The 21,520-nt window shown below is 62.6% G+C and carries 27 protein-coding genes and 1 tRNA gene; 15 read left to right on the forward strand and 13 right to left on the reverse strand.

Annotated elements, in window-relative coordinates; all coding sequences use genetic code 11:
* Window positions 1-31: 31 nt before the first annotated feature.
* Both HY556_04005 and HY556_04010 read right to left on the reverse strand, forming a co-directional pair.
* On the reverse strand, window positions 32-379 hold the full coding sequence (locus HY556_04005; GenBank protein MBI4392951.1) for a hypothetical protein: 348 nt from the start codon (window positions 377-379) through the stop codon (window positions 32-34).
* A 107-nt stretch (window positions 380-486) separates the two neighbouring features.
* The gene (locus tag HY556_04010; protein MBI4392952.1) at window positions 487-1,140 is read right to left on the reverse strand and encodes a helix-turn-helix domain-containing protein; all 654 of its coding nucleotides are present in this window, start codon (window positions 1,138-1,140) and stop codon (window positions 487-489) included.
* 293 nt (window positions 1,141-1,433) lie between these two features.
* Between HY556_04010 and HY556_04015 the strand changes: the two genes are divergently transcribed.
* The 12 genes from HY556_04015 (at window position 1,434) to nirK (ending at window position 9,418) form a co-directional block, all read left to right on the forward strand.
* Complete coding sequence (locus tag HY556_04015; protein MBI4392953.1) at window positions 1,434-1,931, forward strand: hypothetical protein; 498 nt, start codon at window positions 1,434-1,436, stop codon at window positions 1,929-1,931.
* 309 nt (window positions 1,932-2,240) lie between these two features.
* Window positions 2,241-3,200: a multicopper oxidase domain-containing protein gene (locus tag HY556_04020; protein MBI4392954.1), complete on the forward strand. Its 960-nt coding sequence runs from the start codon at window positions 2,241-2,243 to the stop codon at window positions 3,198-3,200.
* Between the two features lie 182 nt (window positions 3,201-3,382).
* Window positions 3,383-3,595: a hypothetical protein gene (locus HY556_04025; protein MBI4392955.1), complete on the forward strand. Its 213-nt coding sequence runs from the start codon at window positions 3,383-3,385 to the stop codon at window positions 3,593-3,595.
* A complete protein-coding gene (locus tag HY556_04030; GenBank protein ID MBI4392956.1) occupies window positions 3,592-4,044 on the forward strand; it encodes a hypothetical protein in 453 nt (150 codons plus the stop codon). Before HY556_04025 ends, HY556_04030 begins: the two co-directional genes overlap by 4 nt.
* Window positions 4,041-4,343, forward strand: a complete 303-nt coding sequence (locus HY556_04035) for a hypothetical protein (GenBank protein MBI4392957.1) — start codon at window positions 4,041-4,043, stop codon at window positions 4,341-4,343. Before HY556_04030 ends, HY556_04035 begins: the two co-directional genes overlap by 4 nt.
* Window positions 4,340-4,861, forward strand: a complete 522-nt coding sequence (locus tag HY556_04040; protein MBI4392958.1) for a hypothetical protein — start codon at window positions 4,340-4,342, stop codon at window positions 4,859-4,861. Before HY556_04035 ends, HY556_04040 begins: the two co-directional genes overlap by 4 nt.
* Window positions 4,842-5,792 carry a universal stress protein gene (locus HY556_04045; protein MBI4392959.1) on the forward strand — a complete coding sequence of 317 codons (951 nt, stop codon included), beginning with the start codon at window positions 4,842-4,844 and terminating at the stop codon, window positions 5,790-5,792. The genes HY556_04040 and HY556_04045 overlap by 20 nt, the downstream gene beginning before the upstream one ends.
* Window positions 5,789-6,322: a hypothetical protein gene (locus tag HY556_04050; GenBank protein ID MBI4392960.1), complete on the forward strand. Its 534-nt coding sequence runs from the start codon at window positions 5,789-5,791 to the stop codon at window positions 6,320-6,322. Before HY556_04045 ends, HY556_04050 begins: the two co-directional genes overlap by 4 nt.
* Window positions 6,319-6,486, forward strand: a complete 168-nt coding sequence (locus tag HY556_04055; GenBank protein MBI4392961.1) for a YHS domain-containing protein — start codon at window positions 6,319-6,321, stop codon at window positions 6,484-6,486. The genes HY556_04050 and HY556_04055 overlap by 4 nt, the downstream gene beginning before the upstream one ends.
* Window positions 6,483-7,262: a PAC2 family protein gene (locus tag HY556_04060; protein MBI4392962.1), complete on the forward strand. Its 780-nt coding sequence runs from the start codon at window positions 6,483-6,485 to the stop codon at window positions 7,260-7,262. Before HY556_04055 ends, HY556_04060 begins: the two co-directional genes overlap by 4 nt.
* A 214-nt stretch (window positions 7,263-7,476) precedes the next feature.
* Complete coding sequence (locus HY556_04065; GenBank protein MBI4392963.1) at window positions 7,477-7,899, forward strand: hypothetical protein; 423 nt, start codon at window positions 7,477-7,479, stop codon at window positions 7,897-7,899.
* Between the two features lie 103 nt (window positions 7,900-8,002).
* Entirely contained in the window at window positions 8,003-9,418 is a 1,416-nt protein-coding gene (gene nirK / locus HY556_04070; protein MBI4392964.1) for a nitrite reductase, copper-containing, read from the forward strand.
* Here nirK and HY556_04075 read toward each other — a convergent pair.
* The 4 genes from HY556_04075 to HY556_04090 all read right to left on the reverse strand — a co-directional run bounded on the left by HY556_04075 (window position 9,415) and on the right by HY556_04090 (window position 13,183).
* Window positions 9,415-9,732 (reverse strand): hypothetical protein, encoded by a 318-nt coding sequence (locus tag HY556_04075; protein ID MBI4392965.1) that lies wholly within the window; start codon window positions 9,730-9,732, stop codon window positions 9,415-9,417. The two genes, nirK and HY556_04075, sit on opposite strands and share 4 nt — an antisense overlap.
* A 98-nt stretch (window positions 9,733-9,830) precedes the next feature.
* Entirely contained in the window at window positions 9,831-10,571 is a 741-nt protein-coding gene (locus HY556_04080) for an ABC transporter ATP-binding protein (protein ID MBI4392966.1), read from the reverse strand.
* A gap of 1 nt (window position 10,572) precedes the next feature.
* Window positions 10,573-11,643, reverse strand: a complete 1,071-nt coding sequence (locus tag HY556_04085) for an ABC transporter permease (GenBank protein MBI4392967.1) — start codon at window positions 11,641-11,643, stop codon at window positions 10,573-10,575.
* Between the two features lie 202 nt (window positions 11,644-11,845).
* Window positions 11,846-13,183, reverse strand: coding sequence for an adenosylhomocysteinase (locus HY556_04090; GenBank protein ID MBI4392968.1), 1,338 nt, complete (start codon window positions 13,181-13,183; stop codon window positions 11,846-11,848).
* 104 nt (window positions 13,184-13,287) lie between these two features.
* Here HY556_04090 and HY556_04095 point away from each other — a divergent pair, with 104 nt between their 5' ends.
* Window positions 13,288-14,370, forward strand: a complete 1,083-nt coding sequence (locus HY556_04095) for a hypothetical protein (GenBank protein MBI4392969.1) — start codon at window positions 13,288-13,290, stop codon at window positions 14,368-14,370.
* A 57-nt stretch (window positions 14,371-14,427) separates the two neighbouring features.
* Here the strand turns inward: HY556_04095 and HY556_04100 are convergent, their stop codons facing one another.
* From HY556_04100 to HY556_04115, 4 genes are all read right to left on the reverse strand, one after another.
* Window positions 14,428-15,021, reverse strand: a complete 594-nt coding sequence (locus tag HY556_04100; protein ID MBI4392970.1) for a hypothetical protein — start codon at window positions 15,019-15,021, stop codon at window positions 14,428-14,430.
* 166 nt (window positions 15,022-15,187) lie between these two features.
* Complete coding sequence (locus tag HY556_04105; GenBank protein ID MBI4392971.1) at window positions 15,188-15,517, reverse strand: DUF190 domain-containing protein; 330 nt, start codon at window positions 15,515-15,517, stop codon at window positions 15,188-15,190.
* A 1-nt stretch (window position 15,518) separates the two neighbouring features.
* A complete protein-coding gene (crcB, locus tag HY556_04110; protein ID MBI4392972.1) occupies window positions 15,519-15,905 on the reverse strand; it encodes a fluoride efflux transporter CrcB in 387 nt (128 codons plus the stop codon).
* Between the two features lie 9 nt (window positions 15,906-15,914).
* A complete protein-coding gene (locus tag HY556_04115) occupies window positions 15,915-16,106 on the reverse strand; it encodes a methytransferase partner Trm112 (protein MBI4392973.1) in 192 nt (63 codons plus the stop codon).
* Between the two features lie 105 nt (window positions 16,107-16,211).
* On the opposite strand from HY556_04115, the gene HY556_04120 reads away from it, so the two are divergent.
* Window positions 16,212-17,861, forward strand: a complete 1,650-nt coding sequence (locus tag HY556_04120) for a DUF3179 domain-containing protein (protein ID MBI4392974.1) — start codon at window positions 16,212-16,214, stop codon at window positions 17,859-17,861.
* A 131-nt stretch (window positions 17,862-17,992) separates the two neighbouring features.
* Window positions 17,993-18,077, forward strand: a tRNA-Phe gene (locus HY556_04125).
* A 72-nt stretch (window positions 18,078-18,149) separates the two neighbouring features.
* Here the strand turns inward: HY556_04125 and HY556_04130 are convergent.
* The 3 genes from HY556_04130 to HY556_04140 form a co-directional block, all read right to left on the reverse strand.
* Window positions 18,150-18,590: a hypothetical protein gene (locus HY556_04130; protein ID MBI4392975.1), complete on the reverse strand. Its 441-nt coding sequence runs from the start codon at window positions 18,588-18,590 to the stop codon at window positions 18,150-18,152.
* A gap of 14 nt (window positions 18,591-18,604) precedes the next feature.
* Window positions 18,605-19,777: a methionine adenosyltransferase gene (locus tag HY556_04135; GenBank protein ID MBI4392976.1), complete on the reverse strand. Its 1,173-nt coding sequence runs from the start codon at window positions 19,775-19,777 to the stop codon at window positions 18,605-18,607.
* 193 nt (window positions 19,778-19,970) lie between these two features.
* Window positions 19,971-21,473, reverse strand: coding sequence for an amino acid permease (locus tag HY556_04140; protein ID MBI4392977.1), 1,503 nt, complete (start codon window positions 21,471-21,473; stop codon window positions 19,971-19,973).
* Window positions 21,474-21,520: the final 47 nt, after the last annotated feature.

The raw sequence follows: 21,520 nt of genomic DNA on the forward strand, positions 1-21,520 counted from the left end.
CTTATCGAGCATGGCGATGCACTTCGGGAGATCACTCGAACAGGTCATGGACCCCACACGGGCATTTCCCGGTGGCCTTGGAGTTCACGACGCGTAAGAACGGGTTGCCCGTTGTATCGACGCGGTCGAGGCGGACGCGTCCGAGTTTCACGATGCTCTCCTTGTCTATGCGGACCTCGATGCCGCCCGAGTGGAGAACATGCTCACCGGGAATCGCCTCGCGCGCAAGGCTCAGTGCATAGTGGTGACCCCGCCCGCCCATGCAGCCCGATCCCACAACGACAAGCCGGAGCCGGGGCGAAGCGGTCTGTCCACGATCAGCGGATACCTTATGGATGAGTTCCATGGCGCCGGCGGTGATCTCGACGGTGGGCTCCATGGAGATAAATCCCTTTGCGTGGGCATCTCCTTTGGGCCGGACTGGTAAGGGGCCTTTGGACTACGCGGACGGCCTGCGTCCTTGGAGGACGGACGGGGCCATATCGGTCACGTCCCCTCCAAGTACTTCGCGACGACCTTCTTCTCGATCAACATCAGCGTCTCGGAGAGGCTCGACTTGGAGACGCCGAGCCTGTCGGCCATGTCGGAGAGACTGACCTTACGGGGGAACTCGTAATAACCGGCGTTGACCGCAGAGCCCAGGATCTCACGCTGGCGCGACGTCAGGCCACCGTTGTCCCGCCGGCGTCCGGCGTAGAGGACCTTCACCCCGTTTCCCAACTGCCGGAGCGCGCCCAAGAAAGTCTGTGCCCGTTCCCTCGTGGAGATAAGGAGCCACCTGTCGCGTCCATCCTTCACCTCGAATGGGAACCGGGGCAGGGCGCCGCTCTCGCGGACGGCCTTCGGGAACGCGCACTCCCGGACGATCAACCTGACGACGGCACCCTCTTGGGAACGCTCGACTATCTCTGGCTCCAGGGTAGCGTCACCAAGGACCCGATGAAGCGCCGCCTCCCACCCGGGTCCGGTCAGGCTCACGACCTCCATGAAAGAGCCGTCACCGCGCGGGAAGCAGGACGCGATCCTGACCTTCGTGTCGGGGTGGGACGCGTGAACGTCGCGGCACCATGCGCCCCGGGGAGTCTCCATCTCAAGAACCATGACGAACGAGTTTTCGCCTGACATGTGAGGGTCTGCCATGAAGTATACTACGCGCCCCCGTATAAGCGATAGACGTGATTGTCGGATGCGAGAAGCAGCCGGTGCGCGCACCGACCGGGCCCGGATCCCCGGACAAGAAGTGACGGCACGTGGCCGCACGCTGTCTGGAGATGCGCTGAGCTCGCTCTTCTCGTGAGTGAGAATCAGGCGACGGAACCGTCGGACCCATATATACGTTGCGTGAAAGTCGGGTCATAGGAGTCACCGATGGCCGGGGGCGGAGATGCGGACATCACCCCTTCGACGACCGTGGTCGGCTTCGCGGTTGGATCATGACGAAACGCGCCATTGAGACCGCCGAGATCGGCGAGCAAGAGATGAACGCTCTCGCCGCCAGGATGCTTGGACACTACCTTTCCGGGAGTTTCCTGCCCGCCTACATGCCCGAAGAGCCTCGGGGGCTCGCCGCGATGGCGGGGGCAAACCGCGTGACCCCGGATCTCCTTTGGATCCTCTCAAAGGTCTACGGCGTCAACAAGTGGGATTACGAAAAGTTCAAGGAACATATCGCGGAGGGCGCCCTGCCTGCCTGGAAAGGAGAATCGACCGTGAAGGAAGAGCCCGACACCCTGACCATCCAGAGCGCCCGGTGCCCGCTCCTTCTCGAGGTGGAGGCCGATCCCCGTGTCTGCGCGATGTGTCAGATCGTGCACGAGTCCATCGTAAAGGACATGGCAAGACGCCAGATTGTGGATGTACGGTTTACGAAGATCCATCGTGATGGGGAGTCCTGCGAGCTCGTAATCAGGAGAACGACGGGGAACGTGTAGACGGCACGCCGCAAGGTACCCCGGCGGCGCCGAGGCGGTCGACGCGTGGGTCTTGCCGCTCGTCGAGACGTAAATACCCACCTTCGAGCATTTGCCTTACGAGGTCGCGACGCGAGGGGTCCGGGACCGGGAGACCCTTTGCCTGACTTGGCGATTCCGGCCACTCCTTGGAGATTCTCATGCCCGGTAATCACAACTGAGAAGCGTCAACGTTGATAAGTCATGGCCGAGGGAGTTTCGGACGGTGATACCACGTCAGACCCCAAGGGCCCGATCATCCAATCCTCTAGGCAGATTTCCGCATCGACAATGATTCTGGTCCTCATTTCCGCCATCGCCGGCGGCGCGATCACTTACGCGATCACGGACACCGACTTCGCCCCGCCCTTCGGCGGCGCGTCCGCCCAAGGGGCCGCCAAGATCCGTTCCTACTCCCTCGACATGGTCGCCACCGACATCGAGGTCGGCGAAGGCACGGTCTGGCACGCTTGGACGTTCAACGGCAGCGTCCCCGGTCCCATGCTAGAGGTGATGGTCGGTGAAACGCTCCGAGTGACGGTCCACAACAAGCACACTCTTACCCATAGCTTCCACACCCACGTCTCTCCCTACCCCCTCGAGATGGACGGGAGCCAGATCAATACGATCACGGGCGTGGGCGCCGGCGCGATGATCCCTCCGGGCGGCGAATACACTTACGAATACCGACCCACGCTGCCAGGGCTCTACTACTACCACTGCCACAGCGCCGACGGCGACATGATGATCAGCCAACACATAGCGCAGGGCCTGTACGGCGCGATAATCGTGAAGTCTCCCGATGAGCCGCAGGTACGTGACGAAGTCGTGTTCATGGCGGAGATCGGCAGCAAGGTGGACGGGGACAACAGGCCCTTCTTCATCATGAATGGGAAGGGGATTCCCGGCGGGGAGCACACGTTGGAGAAGATCTTCGCAGAGAAGGGGATCGACGGAGTGGTCGCACAATTCGGCAAGACCGTCCCCGCCTTCAACGGCAAGATAGGCGAGACCGTCAGGTTCAACGTGGTGAACATCGGGGACCAGATCCACAGCTTCCACCTCCACGGCATGAACATGGTCCGCGACGACGACCCCCAAAAGATCGTGACGGCCAACGTGCTACAGCTCGTGCCCGGCGGCGCGGGACGGTTCCTCGTGACGCCCACGGAACCGGGAGTGTGGCTATTCCACTGCCACGTCGTGAGCCACGCCGACATGGGGATGATCGGCGTCTTCGTGGTGGGTTGAGGCTTCGGCGGATGTCGAGGACCCGCCGGGAGCGAGGCGAATCGGTATGAAGCCGATTCTCTTCCATGAGAATCACGTCCGTGAAACAGCGTTCCTTTATAAGGTGAGGTTGACGGCGAGCTTGTACATGTGAGTGCGGGACCGGGTTCCGCGAAGGAATCGCACGACATAGTCGTGGTGTCATGGACAAAGACGCGCGCACGATACTGGCTTGGACGTTCGCCGGCCTCACGATGCTTCTTCTCTTCGCTGCCTTGACAGGTTCCCTGGCCGCTCCCGTGGGTTCGGGGCTCTTCGGGCAGTTCGCATGGGTCTATGCGGGCGTCGGCGTAGCCGTGTACCTGCTCCTGGTGATCATCCATCCGGGCCAAGGCAAGACCGGGGTGGGACCTTGAGAGGGCGGACCATCGTGATCCTCGTCTCTCTGGCGTTCGTCCCATTTGCGGGGTGCGTCACGGTCGAGCCGACGCGTGCGGCTGATCTTCGCGTCACGGCCGCGTGGCAACCTTGGGGAGACGACCCGATTCCTCACCTCATACTGAACGTCCATAACCGGGGGAACGCTCCTGCCCAAGTCGGACCAGGCGGGTCCGAGGTACGGATCTCCGGACCAGGCGCCATCGGCGAGATCGCATGGCCCATGATGTGGGGCGACAGCGGATTCGCGCGACCGATAGAGCCGCAAAGTTCGATCAGCATCCCCCTGCATCCACGGATGGGCATGGATGGCCGGTTGGGCTTCGCCATCGACCACATGTGGGGAACCGCCGTGCCGCCACCCCCCGGAAAGTACGCCGTTTGCATCGCGGATTCCTGCGCCGACGCGACGTTGGTGGACGTATGAGCGTCAAGAAGACGCGGACGAACGGCATCACGGGCACGGTGGTCGCGATTACGGCAGGTTTCATCCTCCTCGCGACGGCGATTGCGTTGGGGACCTTCTCGGCGGGCGGTTGGGGCACCGTCATGGGACTCATGTGGTTCTGGTTCGCGATCCCGCTCCTCGTGGTTCTCCTCCTCGTCGCCTTCTTCGTCGACAAGGTCGAGCAGATGAGCAGGCGTCGCAGTGACGAGCGCCCGGGCGCAAGCCTGCCTTCGACGAAGGATCACGACGACGCACGGGTCCAGGAAGTGCCACGTTGACCGATGTGGAGACGGGCGAGACGGAGACGGGCGCGGCGGAGACCATGCGTCGCAACCGCGTCGCGGCACAGATACTCCAGGAATACCTCGATGGCCGCTTTCTCCCACCGTTCGTCGCCGGAGAACCACGGCATTTGGGCGCGGCGTTGGGCGCGACGGCCATCGGGGAGGAGATCCTCGGCATGCTCGCCGCCGTGTATGGTGTCACCCAGTGGGATTTCGACTCCTTCAAACGCCACGTGCTTGAGGGAGCTCTCCCGGCCTGGAAGAGGGACACCGTCCTCACGGACAGCGGAACCGTCGTAAAGGTCCGAAGCACGATCTGTCCGCTCGAGCCCGAGGCGCGTCTTGATCCCAGGATCTGCGACATGTGCAAGCTGACGCAAGAGATCCTGATCAAAGGCGCGGCAGGGCCTGAGATCCTTGACGCCACCTTCACGCACACCGTCGCGAAAGGCGACCCAAGCTGCGATCTAGTGATCCGACGGAGGAGCGCCGATGCCGCGCGTCGATCGTGATGAATCGGCCGAAGTGGGAGCGGCGATCGAAGGATTGACACGCATGCGCGACCAGGCTCCCGCCGGGCGAAAGGCGGCGCCACTCGCGCTCCGGAAGATTCTGTTGGCGATCGACGAATTCGAGGGGTCGCAGAAGGCGATAGCCTGGACCCCAGCTCTTGCCGGCGCGTTCGGTTCGAAGGTCCTTGTCGCGCACGTGCTCCCGTCGGCCGTGCCCTCGGCCCCCATCGATTTCGGTTACGGTCTTGGCGAGTCGGCGTCGCTGCTCCAAGAACTGTCAAAGCGAGGGCAAGGCACTGTGGATAACGCGCTTGGAGTCCTTTCAAGACACGGGGTCACGGGCACTCCACTCTTTTCGTCAGGGCACCCGGTCGCAGAAATCGTCCGGCTCGCCAAGAATGAACGTGTCGACCTCGTCGTCGTCGGATCCCACGGACGAGGCGCTGTGGGCCGCCTCCTTCTTGGAAGCGTCGCTGACGGGGTGAAGAACCATGTGCGGGCAAGCGTCCTCATCGCGAAGGGCTATCCGCCGCCCGAACGCATCCTCGTGGCGACCGACGGCTCGCGGGCAAGCAAGAGGGCCGCGGCCCTTGGGATGCGGCTTCGACGCGCGTTTGACGCTTCAATGACGGTTCTTCACGTGGCCGACATGCTCCTTTACGGGCCGCCCGAAACCGGACGAAAGGCCTTCGAAGCGGCCTTCGAGGGCCTGGACCCGGTCTGGAACGAGAGGAAGATGACATTCGACATCGAATCCGGGCACGCGGCCGAACGCATCATCGAACGCGCAAGACTCGAAGAATCGGATCTTGTGATCCTTGGCTCCCGGGGCCTGTCGCCGTTGAAGACCCTCGTCGCAGGAAGCGTGAGCGATCGCGTCTCCCACGAGTCCAACACGTCAATCCTCATCGTCAAGGAGGCATCCCGTTGAGATCCGACCTCAATGATATCCGGCTACTGAAACTGGCAGAACTCTATGAGACCGCGTTCGAACAGTTCATCATCGAACTGGCGGCACGGTTCGTCGACGACGAAATGATCAGGTCCAAGCTTTCTGCCCTGAGCGCCCCCGATGATCGTCATAGGGAGAGGATCGTCAAGGAGATGGAACGTCTCAACGCGCGGATAGACCCGGCCGACCGCGTCGACGTGATGAGGGCCGCGCTCCTCGACATCCGCGATGTGGAGACGGCGGCCCGCGATTTCTACATCCGACAGGCCGACAACGTCCGCGACGTTCGCGTCGCCCGCCTGTTCCATGACCTGGCACGGGAAGAGGAAAGGCATCGGAGGATCGCAGATGAGGCCATCGCGATGGCGGATCAAAGAGCCGGCCGCGTCCTTTCAGGCGAGACGCTATCCGAGGAGCTAAGGATCATGACGGACCCGCACGATTGGGCAAAAAGCGGCGGCCACGGCGAGCGGCATAGGCGAGAAAAAAGGGAAAGAGGCGCGGCATGAACGGCGTCCCCGTTGCCCGCGACCCCGTCTGCGGCATGCTCTTGCCGGCCTCCGAGTCCACGCTGGCGAGCCACATTGAGGCCAAGACCTATTATTTCTGTTCAGAATCCTGCCGCACGCGCTTTGGCGCTCGCCCCGCGGCCTACCTCGAGGCGACAGCATGACGACAGACGTTCACGGGCGGACTCCCCGGGCGATCGTCCGCGTCCGGGATTACAAAACCACGCGGCTTGACGGCGGCACGCTCATCGTAAGCATCCCGCACGTTGGGGACGCAGGGGTTCTCCTCACGGATTTTCTTCTCGAACAGCACGCCATGGACCAGGTCGCCGGCGTCGACTCCGACGCGTTCCCTCCGATCGCCTCGTTGCGGGGCGGAAAGCCGCGTTGCCCCATGAGGATCCACGCCGACCCCCGCGCGCGCGTCGCGGTGCTCCGATCCGATTTTGAGCCACCGTTCCTCCTCTGGCGGTCCATCGGGCGCGGCATCCTTGACTGGGCGGCCTCGAAGAAGATCCAAAGGATCGTCGTGGTGGACGGGATGACCGCGCAGTCGACCCCTAACATGGGCCCACCCCGCGTCCTGTTCGTCGCCACGTCGAAGGAGACCCGTTCGGCGGCCCTTGATGCCGACCTTGCTGAGTTCGACACGGGCGTCGTCGGAGGCATCGGCGCGGTCCTTCTTCTCGAGGCACGGTTCCAGGGCGTCGATGTCGTGGCCCTTTATTCGGAGGTGCGCGAACCCCTTGACGACGCGCGCGGCGTCGTGTCGCTTGCAAACGCCTTGCCGCATTTCGTCCCTGGCTTGCACCTTGACATGGCGAGGTTGACCGGTGATATCCGCCGGGTCGAAGCGGCCGTCGGCGCCATCCGCGCCCAAGCAACGGGCATCCTCCAGGATCTGTCCCAAAAGGAAAGCGAATCGCCGATGTACGGGTGAGCGCGGCATGGAGGACGCCGTGGAAGGTCTTGAGAGCCCATCACCCTGTCCCGTGTCGTTTGGATCGGATTCCCGCTTCCTCACCGTAAGGGCCGTGCAGGCGAGTGATGCGCCTGGCAGGGCCCGGCGCGTTCAGACTCGTATTCTCAGCTTCGATATTCGCGGTGGTCCTTATCGTCACTCGACGCCCGACTCCTTATGGAGTGAATCGTTGATGACAGAGAGAGCCAACATGATCCGCTGGAGTTTCGCGCTGTCGGTGGTCGGCGGCGCCCTCATCCTCGCCGGAGGATTCGCCATGGCGACGATGTCCTACGTCGCCCCCATGGCCGGATTCGGGGTCGGCGGAATGATGGGCATGATGGGATACTACGGTGGGGCAGCCGCTGCCGAGCGGATGGCGCTATGGGTGATGGGCTGGAGTCTTGCCACTGGCATGGCCGTGGTCTATGCAGGAATGCAGACCACGAGGCAACCAGAGGCCGCTTCGTTCTGGGGCGTCCTAATCATCGCCATGGGCGCTTTGAGCTTCCTCGGAATGGGCGGTTTCATGCTCGGCGGCGTCGCAAGCATTGCTGGCGGAGCGCTTGCGGTGGCCGCCTCGAGTGGGGACCCTCGCGCCGGCCGATCTCATTGATGGTGATCGGCGGAGCGCATGAGCCATGCCGATTCTCAGTCTTGATTATCAACTTGGTCAGTCGGTAACTGTTTATATGCCATGACGCTGGCCCTATTGGTCGGTGGACTACAGAATGAACACCAGATTGCGTTTCAACGGATCCGTTTGGAGCATCTCAGTAGTATTGCTTGCCGTGTCAGTGAGCGGCTGTATCGGTCAGCAGCCGACCGACGGGGACTCCGGTAAGTCCGGGGGCGGCGGGACCGCCCATGTCGAGATGATAGATCTCAAGTTCACCCCCGAGAACCTGACTGTGGCCCCAGGGACCATGGTCGTTTTTACGAACCACGATGCAGTGCAACACACCGTGACGCCGACCGACCGGGCGCTCTGGGGCAGCGATGGCAGCGGCGACGACGTCGGAAAATGGCTCACCACCGGCCAGTCGTGGTCCTTCACTTTCACGAAGACGGGTACTTTCCAGTATTTCTGCATCCCGCACGCCGGCAAGAACTCCACCGGCGTGTGGCGGGGAATGGTCGGTAGCATCATCGTTTCGCATTCGGCCTCGGCAAGCACGGGGTCTTCCAGCTCGTCAGGCAAGGCCGTTCCTGCCACCACGGTCGTACCGTCGCCGATCGCGCCGGCGCGCGCCCGTGCCGGCGCGGACGGGGTGGTGCATCTTGCTTTGGAGACGCGAGAGGTCGACGGCAAACTCGCGGACGGCGTGGGTTACACGTTCTGGACCTTCAACGGGACCGTCCCGGGTCCGATGCTCAGGATCGGCGTCAACGACACCGTCGAGCTCACACTCAAGAATTCGGCGGATAGCACGATGCCACACAGCATCGATCTCCACGCGGTGACCGGGCCGGGAGGAGGCGCGGCGGTCACCCAATTGAGTCCGGGCGCATCGGCCTCATTCACTTTCAAAGCCTTGAACCCGGGACTCTACGTCTACCACTGCGCCTCGGCGCATATTCCGAGCCACGTGGCGAACGGGATGTACGGGTTGATCCTAGTCGAGCCTGACGGGGGCCTTCCACCCGTGGATAGAGAATTCTACGTCGTCCAGGGCGAGTTCTACACCGATGGCGCGCTTGGCGCCAAGGGCTTCCAGGGTTTTTCACTGTCAAAGCTCCTTGACGAAGAGCCGGAATACTTCCTGATGAACGGGATGGTGGGGGCCCTCACCGGGTCGGGCGCCCTCAAAGCGAATGTGAACGAAACGGTCCGTATCTATTTCGGAGTGGGGGGCTTCGTCCCATCAAGCTTCCACGTGATCGGCGAGATATTCGATCGGATCTATCCGGAAGGCGGCACACCCCCGGTCGCGAACGTGCAAACGACCCTGGTCCCGGCCGGTGGAGCGACGATCGTGGAGTTCAAAGTCGAGGTCCCGGGCACTTACCTACTCGTCGACCATTGGCTGACGCATGCGATCGACCGGGGTGCTGCGGGCCACCTCGTGGTGACGGGAGATGAGGACCGGGAAGTCTTCTCCGGGACGTCGACGGGCGCCGGCTCGGGGCACTAGGGCGCTTTCCCTGCTCCGCTGCCTTCCCAGGCCCGCCTGATGTCGTCGTGCATGTCGCGAAGGCGATGCGCGAGTGAGTGGAGGTCATCGCGGGCCATCGCCAACCGGCGATCCGGCAGATGGGACGCGATGACGTCGAGGCGGCGTTCCGCGCGCGCGATTTCGGCGCGCGCCTCGTCCATCAGGAAATGCGCGGCTTCCGCGTCCTGGCCGATGCCGCACCAGATCGCCCCCTCGTCGAAATGTTCACAATTGGAACAGCTCGGTGGTCGGGAAATCCCGATCCGGCCGCGCGACTCGGTCGTACGAGGCATAGATCTTGGTTAGAGCGACGGTCATCATTAACATGACTCCTAACGTTCATCTACGGGCGTCACGGCGGGGAGGCGACGGTAGAGGAGAGGGTTTCCAGTCACGCGAGCGCCCGGCCGACGCCTCTTCCCGGCGGGGTGGGGGCGCGTTGGCCTGGCATGGGGCCGCTAAGACGTCCGTCCTCCATGTTGTAGATCACGTCCGCGTACTCACGGATCCGCTGGTCGTGAGTTGCGATGACGACGGCGCAACCACGCATCCTCGCGAAGTGTCGGAGGAGAGCCATGGTTTCGGCACCGGAGTCCGCGTCGAGGTCGCCGGTCGGCTCGTCGGCGAGGATGACCGGCGGGTCGTTCACGAGTGCCCGTGCGATCGCGACGCGCTGTTTTTCCGCTGGGCTCATGGCGTTCGGGAGGAAGTGAAGGCGTGCTCCGAGCCCGACTTCAGTCAAGATCGCCTTCGCCCGCTGCCTTGCATCGGAGCCATCGAGTCCACGGATCTGGGCCGCAATCTCAACGTTCTCGACCGCCGTCATGGAGGGGAGGAGCTTGAAGTCCTGGAACACGAACCCGATGCGTCTTCGTCTTATGGCGGACCGCTTCGTCTCCGGAAGTTCTGCCACCTCCCGCCCCGTGAGGTACACTTCACCGGCATCGGCGTAGAGCAGAAGGCCCATTATCGAGAGCAGTGTGGTCTTGCCGGAGCCAGATGGACCCAGTATCATGGCCACCTCGCCGCGATGGATCTCGAGGGAGGCCCCCTTGACAGCGAGAAGGCGTTCAGCGTGCGTGCCGAAGGTCTTCCAGACGCCCTCTAGGCGCAACACCACATTGTGGTCCACTTCACCACCCACCTCTGAAGACGCGCGCCGGGTCAAGCTTCTCGATGCGCTTGATCGGGAGGTAGGCTGCGAGCGCCGCTGTCGCGACTAAGGCCACGAACGCGCCCGCCACCTCCGACCAATCTGTAGCGATGCCTATCCGTGGCACGGCCCCCTCAAGGGCGGCCGCCGCCATGAGGTAGACGGGGACGCCAACGACGAATCCCATGAGAGCGGTTGCGGCCGATTGCGTCACGACGGTGGATCCAAGCATGCGCGGCGACGCACCGAGCGCCTTCAAGACCGCGTACTCGGGGAGGTGTTCCATGACGCCGCTCCAAGTAGAAACGAAGATCACTGCGAGCCCGATGAGGAAACCGACGACTCCGACCACGAGGAGGATGGGCACGAACAACTCCCTCACGGTCCGCCCGTTGGCCGCCGCGAAATCGTCCGAGGCGATTGCCGTCGTGCCCGGCGCGGTCTTCTCTATCTCGCGCGCGACGTCGTCCGGCGCCGCTTCACCATTTGTTCTTACCAGGACGTAGTTCGCCGACCCTGCCATCTTGAAAGCGTCCCTCGCGGTGGCGAAATCGATGAATGCGTAAGACCACACCGATGCGGCCCGGATCTCCGTTATGCCGACGACCGTGAAGTCGCGGTCGGCGAGGCGGATGATCGAACCGAGTGAAATGCCGCTCTCTTGCGCGAGGGTGGTCGCTATTATGATGTCGTTGTCGGATACCGCGGCGCTGCCCTGGACGACCGCCCGTGGTCCCCCCACGCCGGTCGAGACGTCAAACCCGATCACGTACAGGTCGCGTTCGACTCCCGCGATATGCGCGTGGAATGTCCGGGCGACGAGCGGCGACGCAGAGCCCACGCCGCCGACCTTCTCGATCTCGCCCGGAACGGAATCCGGAAGCAATGACACGGAGTGGAACATGTCTATGGAACCGCGTTGGGCGACCCATACATCCGCTCCCGCCTGGTCGATGTATGCTGTACTTGCCCGTTCGAAGCCGTGGTACATCCCGACGAGAAGAAGCACAAGCGTCACCGAGATGGCCACGCCGACCACGCTGGCCGCCACTCGGCCACGCTCAACCATCAGGTTCCGAAGCGCGAGCGAGACCATTGGGCACGCCCGATATTAATACTGGGTCGCCCCGGGATATCCACTGGCCGCCGATTCTCACGCGAGAAAACGCCCGGTTGAAGGGCCCGCCTGACGAGGGCTGTTTCGAGTCCGTTACCCCGGACCAGCCTGGCCTAGAGGGGTCGAAGGAGGCGCGTCAGGTCCCTTCCTTCCACCCGGCGAGGTACTTCTTCTGGTCCTCGCTCAAGGAGTCGATCTCGATCCCCATGGAGGCGAGCTTCAACGCCGCCACGTTAGCATCGATCGTCGCCGGGACCGGATAGACCGTGTTCTCGAGCTTCGGCTCCTCCGTGACGAGCCATTCCACGGTGAGCGCCTGGTTTGCGAAGCTCATGTCCATGACCTCCGGCGGGTGGCCTTCGGCGGCTGCGAGGTTGATGAGCCTTCCCTGGCCCAAGACGTAGATCTTGCGGCCGTCCTTGAGGTCGTACTCCTCCACGTTCGCCCTCGCCTCGGTGACGGTCTTGGCCTTCTTGCGCAGGTATTCGAGGTCGACTTCGATGTCGAAGTGGCCGCTGTTGGCGAGTATCGCGCCGTCTTTGAGGTTGTCGATCGCCTTCTTCCCGACGGCGGACTTTCCACCGGTCACGGTCACGAAGAAGTCGCCAACTGAGGCGGCCTTCGCCATTGACATCACTTGGAAACCGTCCATCGCGGCTTCAAGGGCCTTCACGTGGTCCACTTCTGTTATGACGACGTGGGCGCCCATTCCGCGCGCGCGCTGCGCTAGACCCCGGCCGCACCAGCCGTAGCCGGCGATGACGAATGTCTTTCCCGCAAGAAGAAGCGAAGTCGCACGCAGGATGCCATCGATCGTCGATTGGCCCGTCCCGTACCTGTTGTCGAAGAAGTGCTTCGTCTTCGCGTCGTTGATGGCGACTATCGGGTACTGGAGCGCCTTGTCCTCCGCCATCGCCTTGAAGCGCGTGACACCGGTGGTCGTCTCCTCGGTGCCGGCGCGCACGGCCGAGAGAAGGTTCTTCTTCGCCGTGTGGAGACGAGTGACGAGGTCGCCGCCGTCGTCCATCGTGTAGTGGGGTTTCGTCGCGAGCACGTCGTCGACGCAGGAATAGTAGTCCTTGTCGTTGACGCCATGCCAAGCGAAGACGGAGACGCCTTCCGCGGAGAGCGCCGCGGCGACATCGTCTTGCGTGGAGAGAGGGTTGCTGCCGCACATCGCGACCTCCGCGCCGCCCGCCATGAGCGTCCGAGCGAGCACCGCCGTCTCCTTCGTGACGTGGAGGCAGGCGCCGAGGCGGATGCCCTTCAAGGGCTTCTCGCGGGCAAACCGGCGCTTGATCGACGAGAGGACCGGCATGTGCGCCTCGGCCCAGTCGATGCGGCGCTTTCCCTCGTCCTTCATCGCGATGTCCTTGATTCGTGATTTGGCCACGGAAATCAATGCGTGCGACGTGCGGATTTGTATATAAGTGTTAGTGGGAAGGAAGGGGCTACCGGTGGGCGCTTCCTTCATGCAGGTGGGAAACGCAGACGGAACCAACGCGCCATGACCTGGCGCGCCCGACCCTTTCCTTGGAGCACGAAAGATTCTTGCGGCCCTTGGTGGTTGCCGTTTCCATGAGGGAGAGTGGCTTGGTAAGGTTACTGGCAGTGTTTGTCGCGTCGATCGCCTTGGTCCCGGGGAATGTTGCTGCGGCGCCGCAGGATGATTTCGGGACAGGAAACGATGCCCCGAACGACCCTGGGTCGGCCGTTGATGTGGGCCCAAGCGGGAACGGTATTCTCGCGCCCGAGGATTCTGATTTCCAGGATTGGTACCGCGTGACAGTCCCGGCCGGGAAGGGAATCCACGTGTCACTCTCGTCACCTACGGGGGGCCTCCAACTTGAGATCCGCTCGGACGACCAATCGTTTGTGACGAACGCATGCTGCAACAATGGGCCCAGCACTTGGAGCGAACTCTACGCCTACACCTCGGGGACCGCGTATCGGATCGGCGTGTCCGCCTGCTGTTCGGGCGGGCCCTACGCGTTGACGACCGAAGCGGTCGATCTTTTCGACCTCTCCATCGCCGCGGTGCGTGTGGTGAACCGGCCGATCATGACCGACGCTGTGGACGCACCCGTCTCCACCCAAAGGACGATCGAGATCGACGTCGGGAACAACGGTCCCGGGGGCGCCTTCCAAAGTGGCGTGAACGTCCGGGCCGAACACGAATTCTCTGGCGGACGCGACGTGGGGAACGCAGGCATTCCATTCATCGCCCCAGGCGGCCAAACGACCGTTAGCATCCCGTGGGACGCGACTGGCCAGGTAGGCGACGTGGCGCTACAGATCGACGTGGGCGGCCCCCTCGATTCGAATTGGCAGAACAACCATGCGACCGTGACGTGGTACGCACTCGTCGGAAACGTCGGCGGCGGCGCGGACCTTGCGTCCCACCGGGTCGGCGATTGCAATGAAGCGCAGTGCACGACCGTGGCGACGGGCTACCACAATTGGGGCAAGGGTCTCTGGTTCGACAGGAACGCGAATGACGGTTCGCAGATGGACCACGTCCACGTCGGCACCCACCCGGGCACGACCCACGTGGAGTACAAGCACCGTGACCCTTCGTGGAACGTCGGGGTGGACGTTTGGTCGATGAGCCCTGCGCAGGTGTCTATCTGCCCGGCAGACGGGAGTCCCTGCGTCGTCTAGCCGTGCCCAAGGTCTGATCGGGCGCCCCCTCCGCTGATTTGGGAAGCACCACTCGCGTCAGACGGTCGCGTCTTCCAATTCAAGCGTGTACCGGACCCACCAGATCATAGTGATGGTGCCGCGTGTCCCTGCGACGGCAGGACTGTTCCCGAAGATCTTGCAAGCCTCCATGCTCTCGGTCAACGGGAGGATCGCGACCTCGACCCTCGTCGTGGCGGACGGGACCTGGAGGGGTCCGATGCTTGTGCACACGTCGCCTTCATAGAGGATCGAGCCTGACGCGTCCGTGACCCAATAATGCGCTCCGAATGGTTCTCGTGATTCGTCCTTGATGCTGATGCTGATGCGTGGGATGTTCTCGTTCAATATGTCGACGACGCGCGGCGTGTTGGCCTCCCACGCGGCGGCGATGGCCGCCGGGTCGGGCTTGTCGAAGCAGCCGCCGGCGAGGCGAACGCCCGGTTGAAGCGGGGCGACCTCGCATGGACGAGCGAAACCGCCCGTGTTCCCGATGAATTGCGTGATCTCGCCGGTGGCGTTCTGCCGTTCGGCGAAGGTGTGCGTCCCATGGGCTATCGCCGGGAGCGCGACCATGATCAAGGTGACGACGAGCGCAAAACAAACATCGGCACCGTTGGTCTTTACACTCATACGCTCTCCCCGCGCCCGCATTGGTGGGTGGGGCCATGAAGCTTCTCACCGGTTCATATTCAACCGACGATACAAATCCACCCGGAAGACCGGATACGCAAACTGGCGCCTTAGCGGCGGTTAGGAGGCGCGTCTCCAGGCCGGCCTCTACTCAAGCCCCCATGCATCATTCCACGCGCACGTAGGCCTCGACAGGCACCTTCACTAGGAGGCCGCCTTTCACGAGCGGAGCGATCTTTGGCAGTACGGCGTCGATCTTCGCCTTGCTGTCCACGGCCTCGATGACCATCGGCAGGTCCTCGGACAGTCTAAGCGGGGAGGCGGCGTGAAGCACGCTTCGTTTTCCAAAACCATATGTTCCCCGGACGACCGTTGCGCCCCAGATCCCCTCGGAGCGCAGTCGATGGACGATCTCCTTGTACGCGGGTTTCCCATCGATGCGTTCGGATTCGCCCATGTAGATCCTCAACATCAAAGCGCCTTCGACCATCTCCAATTCATGCACCTCCGGACCAGACCGCGAGCCCCACCGCTCGGCCGAGCCACGTCGCGGCGAGGCACGACCCGACCATCAGGAAAACGTTGACGGCGGCGTCTCGAAGGGCGCCCTCCTGAAGGAAAGAAATGGTCTCGTAACTGAAGGAACTCATTGTCGTGAAGCCGCCTAGGACGCCGATCGCGAGGAACACGCGATGTTCTTGGGTGAGCCAGCCGCCAGCCCCACTGCCGAAGATCAAAGCGCCGATGAGGAACGAACCTAGTATGTTAACGACCAGTGTGCCGGCCGGGAAGTCGCCGGTCGTCACGGCACCTGAAAGAAAATAACGGGCCACGCCCCCGATGGCGCTACCGGCCCCTACCAAGACAGCAAGCCTTGCGTCCAAGGGCGCGCCCTACGCCTTCTTCTCGTGCATCTCGGGCGGCAAGAGGTTCGGAATGCCGTCCTCGATCGGGTAGTGGAAGCTGCACTTGGGACAGAAGAGGTCTCCTTCGAGGATCTCCTTCTCATCCTTCTTCCTGACCGTGAGCGTGAGGTCGGTCTTGTGGATGGGGCAGCAGAGGATGTCCATGAGGTCGGGCTTCATCGGACACGGCATCGACCTCATCGTATTTAGGTTTCGTTCGGCGGGATACTATTTCTTGGCGCCGGCCTCCCTTCGGGACTCGTGCGACGCGCCGCCGTTGTGGGAATGGCCGCCCTCCTAGCCTTCAGCATGTCCTACATCGTCCGCGAGTCGGACCCGGCTGAACTGAAGAACGTCGTCGCACGGGACGCGATCGTCGCGATCACCGCACCCTCATACCGCGACGGCCCCGTGGAACGCACCGCGCCCGTGGTCGGCGTCTCGATCAACGGCTCGGCGCGCGCCTACCCGGTCTCTATCCTTGAACGTCACGAGGTCGTGGACGACACGCTCGGTGGTCGCCTCATCGCGGTCACCTACTCGCCGCTTTGCGCTGCAGGCGTCGTTTTCGACCGCGAAGTCGAGGGGCGCGTTCTCACCTTCAAAGTGAGCGGCCGGTTGTACAAGAACGACCTCGTCATGTACGACGTCGAGACGTCGAGCCTTTGGAGCCAGCTTGAGGGGAAAGCGATCCGTGGACCGCTCACCGGCACCACGTTGAGGGCCATCCCTTCGACAAGTGCGTCGTACGAAACGTTCCAAGCGATCTACCCGAACGCAAGCCTTCTCGCCGCACCATCATCCGACACAGGCGACGCCGTCCGCATCTACGCGGGTTATGACATGAGCAACGAGACACTCTACCCGCCCGTGAACAGGGACGCGCTTCTCCTCCCGAAGGAGACAATCCATGGAGTCGCCCGGTCGGGGGCAAGCGTTGCGTACCCCTTGTTTCGCGTGCGCGATTCGCCCGTGACAAATGACCGCGTCGGCGGGGAGGCGATTGTCGTGACGTGGTACAACGGTGCAGCGTCCTCCTTCGAGGCCGGGAACGGATCGTTCACGTGGGATTTCGGCTTCGTCATGTCCGACGAAGATGGTCGTCGTTTCAACATGATGACCGGCGTTTCGTTGGACGGCGACACATCCTTACAGCGCCTCGCCTCGACCACGCTCTACTATTTCGCCTGGCGCGATTTCCATCCCGACTCGACGATCTGGGGCGGACCCGGGAACGGCACGTTTCCGGAGAGCAGGTCCACGCTTCTCGCTGGCCAGCCACTCGTCGTCACCGCGGCGGTCGTGGGGGGCGTTTATGCGGCCGCACGGCTCGTGCGCCATTCCACCGCGACGCCACGCAAGCCGAGAGGAGGCGTTGTGGTCGACTTTGTCACAGGGTCGCGCCCCTCTTGGCTTATGGAAGACGGATGGAGGACGACGCGACTTTCCATCTTGTGGGGCGGCCTTTTCCTTCTTGGCGCTGGGCTAACGGCGAGCGAAACGGCGCCGCTTCTCGTGACAAGCAACGTCGTCTTGGGAAGTCTCGCGGCCACCGGATTGTCCATTAGCGCCATCGTCTACTTCCGCGAAGGCATCGACGTCCCGAATTCGCGCGCTCGCTCTCTTCGCTGTACGAAGGACGAGGCCAAGAGGCAGATCTCCGACGTGTTATCCATCTTAGGCAAGAGGTTCGTCGAACTCGACGGTGTGAGGTTCGGCGGCGACGCGCGCGCGATTAGATTCGAAGTCTCGGAGCCGGACACGACCTTGCATCTTGCCGGACGAGACACGTTGGAACTCTACGCGGCGCCGTTCGACGGGAAGAACGCGGCGTTCATCGAGGAGCTGGAAGACGCGTTCCATGGGAGGTATCCGGTGTACGAGAGTATCGTCGACCTGGACGAAGCGGACGAGTCAGGCCGGGAGGAAGAATGAGGGGCCCGCCGAAACGGGCCCCAAGCGCCGGTCCGAAAACCGGTGACTACACAGTCGGATTCATTAGAACGGGAAAAAGGATAAACGTTTCCGACACGCACCGGAGGGCTGGAGACCGAGCCACGTCTCCCGCCCGGGTGGCTGAGTCCGGTGAAAGCGCCGGCCTGAAGAGCCGGTGACTACACAGTCTCGCAGGTTCAAATCCTGCCCCGGCCGCACATCCATATGTGACCACAGCGACAGCCTGCACGCGGCTTTTCCGCGGTTTCCTGGAGCCCCTGCCGCTCATCAATCCAAGCGCCGGGCCTTGACCAGTTCCCGGATGCGTTTCACAAGCGCCGTCACGTATGGGGCCTCGTCTTCGCGTGGGAAGGACTCGCCCAAAACGAATTTTTCCCCAGTGCCTACAATCGTCCCGGCTATCGGCTGGGTCCAATGGGCTGTGCGTTGACATTCAAAAAGACAAGCCCTCACCTCGGAAAGGGTGAGCGACTCGTCCAACCGCAGAGACTTACGAAAGTCTGAGAAAACACGCGTCGTCAAGCGGTGGAGTTCGGGACCCCCGCCGGCGTAGGTGTAACCGTTGAACGTCAAGGCAAAGGGCGCAACCTCTTCCCAGGTCCGCGACTCATCGGGGAGCTCTTCCGACAGAAGTTGTTCATTTGAAATCTGCCTGATTCGGCCGCTTTCGTCCGACCAAGACGATTTCAATGTGGTCTCCTTTCTCAAGTGGCGGGTTCGCCCTACTTCTTCAGTTCCGCCGCCTTCGCGGTCGACTCCCAAGGCAAGTCGAGATCAGCGCGCCCGAAGTGGCCGTACGCTGCGACCTGCTTGTAGATGGGTCGCCGAAGTTTCAGTTCGCGTATGAGTCCTGCGGGCGAGAAGTCGAAGGTACGCCTCACGATCTTCTCAATCGTGGCATCGTCGACTTTTCCCGTCCCGAACGTCTCGACGTTGATGCTCACGGGTTGGTGGTAGCCGATGCAGTATGCGAGTTGGATTTGGCACTTCTTCGCAAGGCCGGCCGCGACGACGTTCTTCGCCGCCCAGCGAGCGCCGTACGCCGCGCTCCGGTCCACTTTCGTCGGGTCCTTCCCGGAGAAGGCACCGCCGCCGTGGGGCGCTGCCCCGCCGTAGGTGTCAACGATGATCTTTCGGCCGGTGAGGCCTGTGTCGGCGTGGGGACCGCCTCTCACGAATGAGCCCGTCTGGTTGATGTAGTAATTGGTGTTCGAATCAAGGAAAGACTGGGGGAGGTAACCCTTCTTGGTGTACTCCTCTACGACCGGTCGAATGACTTTTGCCTTGATCTCGCTTTCCAAGGTCTCCTTTGTGACTTCTGGGTCGTGTTGCGCCGCAACGACGATTCCATCCGCCCTTTTGGGGACGCCGTCCACGAATTCGATCGTCACCTGGGTCTTCCCGTCGGGGCGAAGGTGCTTGACCGTCCCGTTCTTGCGGACTTCGGAGAGTTTCCGCGCGAGCCTATGGGCGAGCTGGATCGTGACAGGCATGAGTTCAGGGGTCTCGTCCGTCGCGTAACCGAACATCATCCCTTGGTCGCCGGCCCCGAGTTCGCCGCCGGCCTGCGAGACGCCCTGGGCGATATCACCGGCTTGCTCCGTGATCGAAGTTAGGACCGAACAGGTCTCGGCGTCGATGCCGTACGCGGACTTCGTGTATCCGACTTCGGAAAGGATGTTCCGAGCGAGCTTCGGGATGTCGACGTAGCAATCGGTCGTTATCTCGCCGGCCACAAGGACGAGGCCGGTGGTGAGGAGCGACTCGCACGCGACGCGAGCGTCGGGGTCTTGGGCGATTATTGCGTCTAGGACACCGTCCGAGATCTGGTCGGCGAGTTTGTCCGGGTGGCCTTCGGTCACGCTTTCGGATGTGAAAAGGTGGCGTCGCGTCATCGCATTCCCTTCATGGAAAAAGAGCAGTTGTGCCCTCTTTGGGCGGGAAGGGCGGGTTTTCCTATTAATATGTTGCCGGATGGGATATGCGAATCGGTAATAGATCGTTTCCGTGGATCAGGTGGACGTTAGGTAGGTGCGACGGACGCCAGTGCCGTCGGGACGTCCGGCGGCAAGCCCAGATCACCACCGTTCATTTCCCGGACGCGCTGCCGGAAACAGGGATCTCCGCCGTCATCGGTTGCTCGTCCCTGATGTGACTGTGGGAGGCTCCGTAGAAACCGTAGACGGCGACGCCAAGCCCCATCCACGCGACGAAGCGGATGACGGTTATCGGTGAGAGGCTCGCCATCAGGACGACGCACATGATGACGCCGGCCGCCGGCAGCCACGGGACGCCCGGAGTGCGAAACGCGCGCGGCGTATTGGGGTCGCTTTTGCGAAGCATGACGACGGCGATACAAACAAGCGCGAACGCAAAGAGGGTTCCCATGTTCGCAAGTTCCGCGGCCGCCGCGAGAGGCGTGAGCGCCGAGGCGGACGCGATGATGATTCCCGTGATTATCGTGATGATGTAGGGTGTTTTGAACTTCGAATGGATCTTCGTGAAGGATTTCGGCATGAGGCCGTCGCGAGACATGCTGAAGAATATCCTCGGCAGGCCAAGTTGGAAAACGAGTAGGACGCTCGTGAGGCCCACGATCGCCCCAACGGAGACGATGAAGGCGGCGCTTCCCGGTGTCAGCGCGAAGCCGCCGATGCTGAAGATGGTGCCGTCCGCCGTGACCATCCGGTTCAATGCGGTGGCGAGTGGGTCGTTGACGCCGACGAATTCGGTGTACGGCACTATCCCGGTGAGGACAATCGCGACGAGGATGTAGAGGACGGTGCAGATGGCGAGCGAGCCGATTATCCCCAACGGCAGGTCCTTCCCGGGGTTCTTCGTCTCCTCCGCCGCCGTCGACACAGCATCGAATCCGATGTAGGCGAAGAACACGATCGCAGCGCCCGCGAAGACGCCGGGGACGCCGAAGGGGACGAAATTCTGGAAGTTCACGGGGTTGATGAAGGCGAAGCCGGAGAGGAGGAAGAAGAGGACGACCATGATCTTGATGATGACGAGCGCGGTCGTGGCCCTCGCCGACTCTTGGATGCCGATGACGAGGATCACGGTGACCAAGAGCGTGATGACGAAGGCCGGGATGTTGAAGACCCCGACGGGCGGCGCATTCGCGAGTGCCGCCGGGAGGACGACGCCGAATGCGCCAAGTATCGACTGGAAGTACCCGCTCCACGCATTGGCGACGGCGACGTTGCCTATCGCGTACTCGAAAACGAGCGCCCACCCCACCATCCATCCAAGAAGCTCGCCCATGGAGGCGTAGATGTAAGTGTAAGCGCTTCCCGACGTCGGGACCATGGCGGCGATCTCGGCGTAGCACAGAGCGACTAGCGCGCACGTGATGCCGGAGACGACGAAGGAAAGGGACACGGCGGGTCCGGCCCGGGCGGAAGCGACGCCAGGTAGCGTGAATATCCCGGCGCCGATGATCGCTCCGACGCCTAGGAACATCAGGTCCGTGCCAGAAAGCGACTTCTTGAGCTTCGAATCGCGGGCGTCCTTCGCCAACGCGTCGACGCTCTTACGCGCGAAGTACCGGCTCTTTGCGTCACGGAAAGCGTCGCCCTGTGCCATGGGTTCCCTTGCGGTTACCGCGTACCCGTATGAAAGCCTTTTTGGAG

This window comes from Euryarchaeota archaeon, from assembly GCA_016207515.1.
Lineage (GTDB): Archaea > Thermoplasmatota > SW-10-69-26 > JACQPN01 > JACQPN01 > JACQPN01.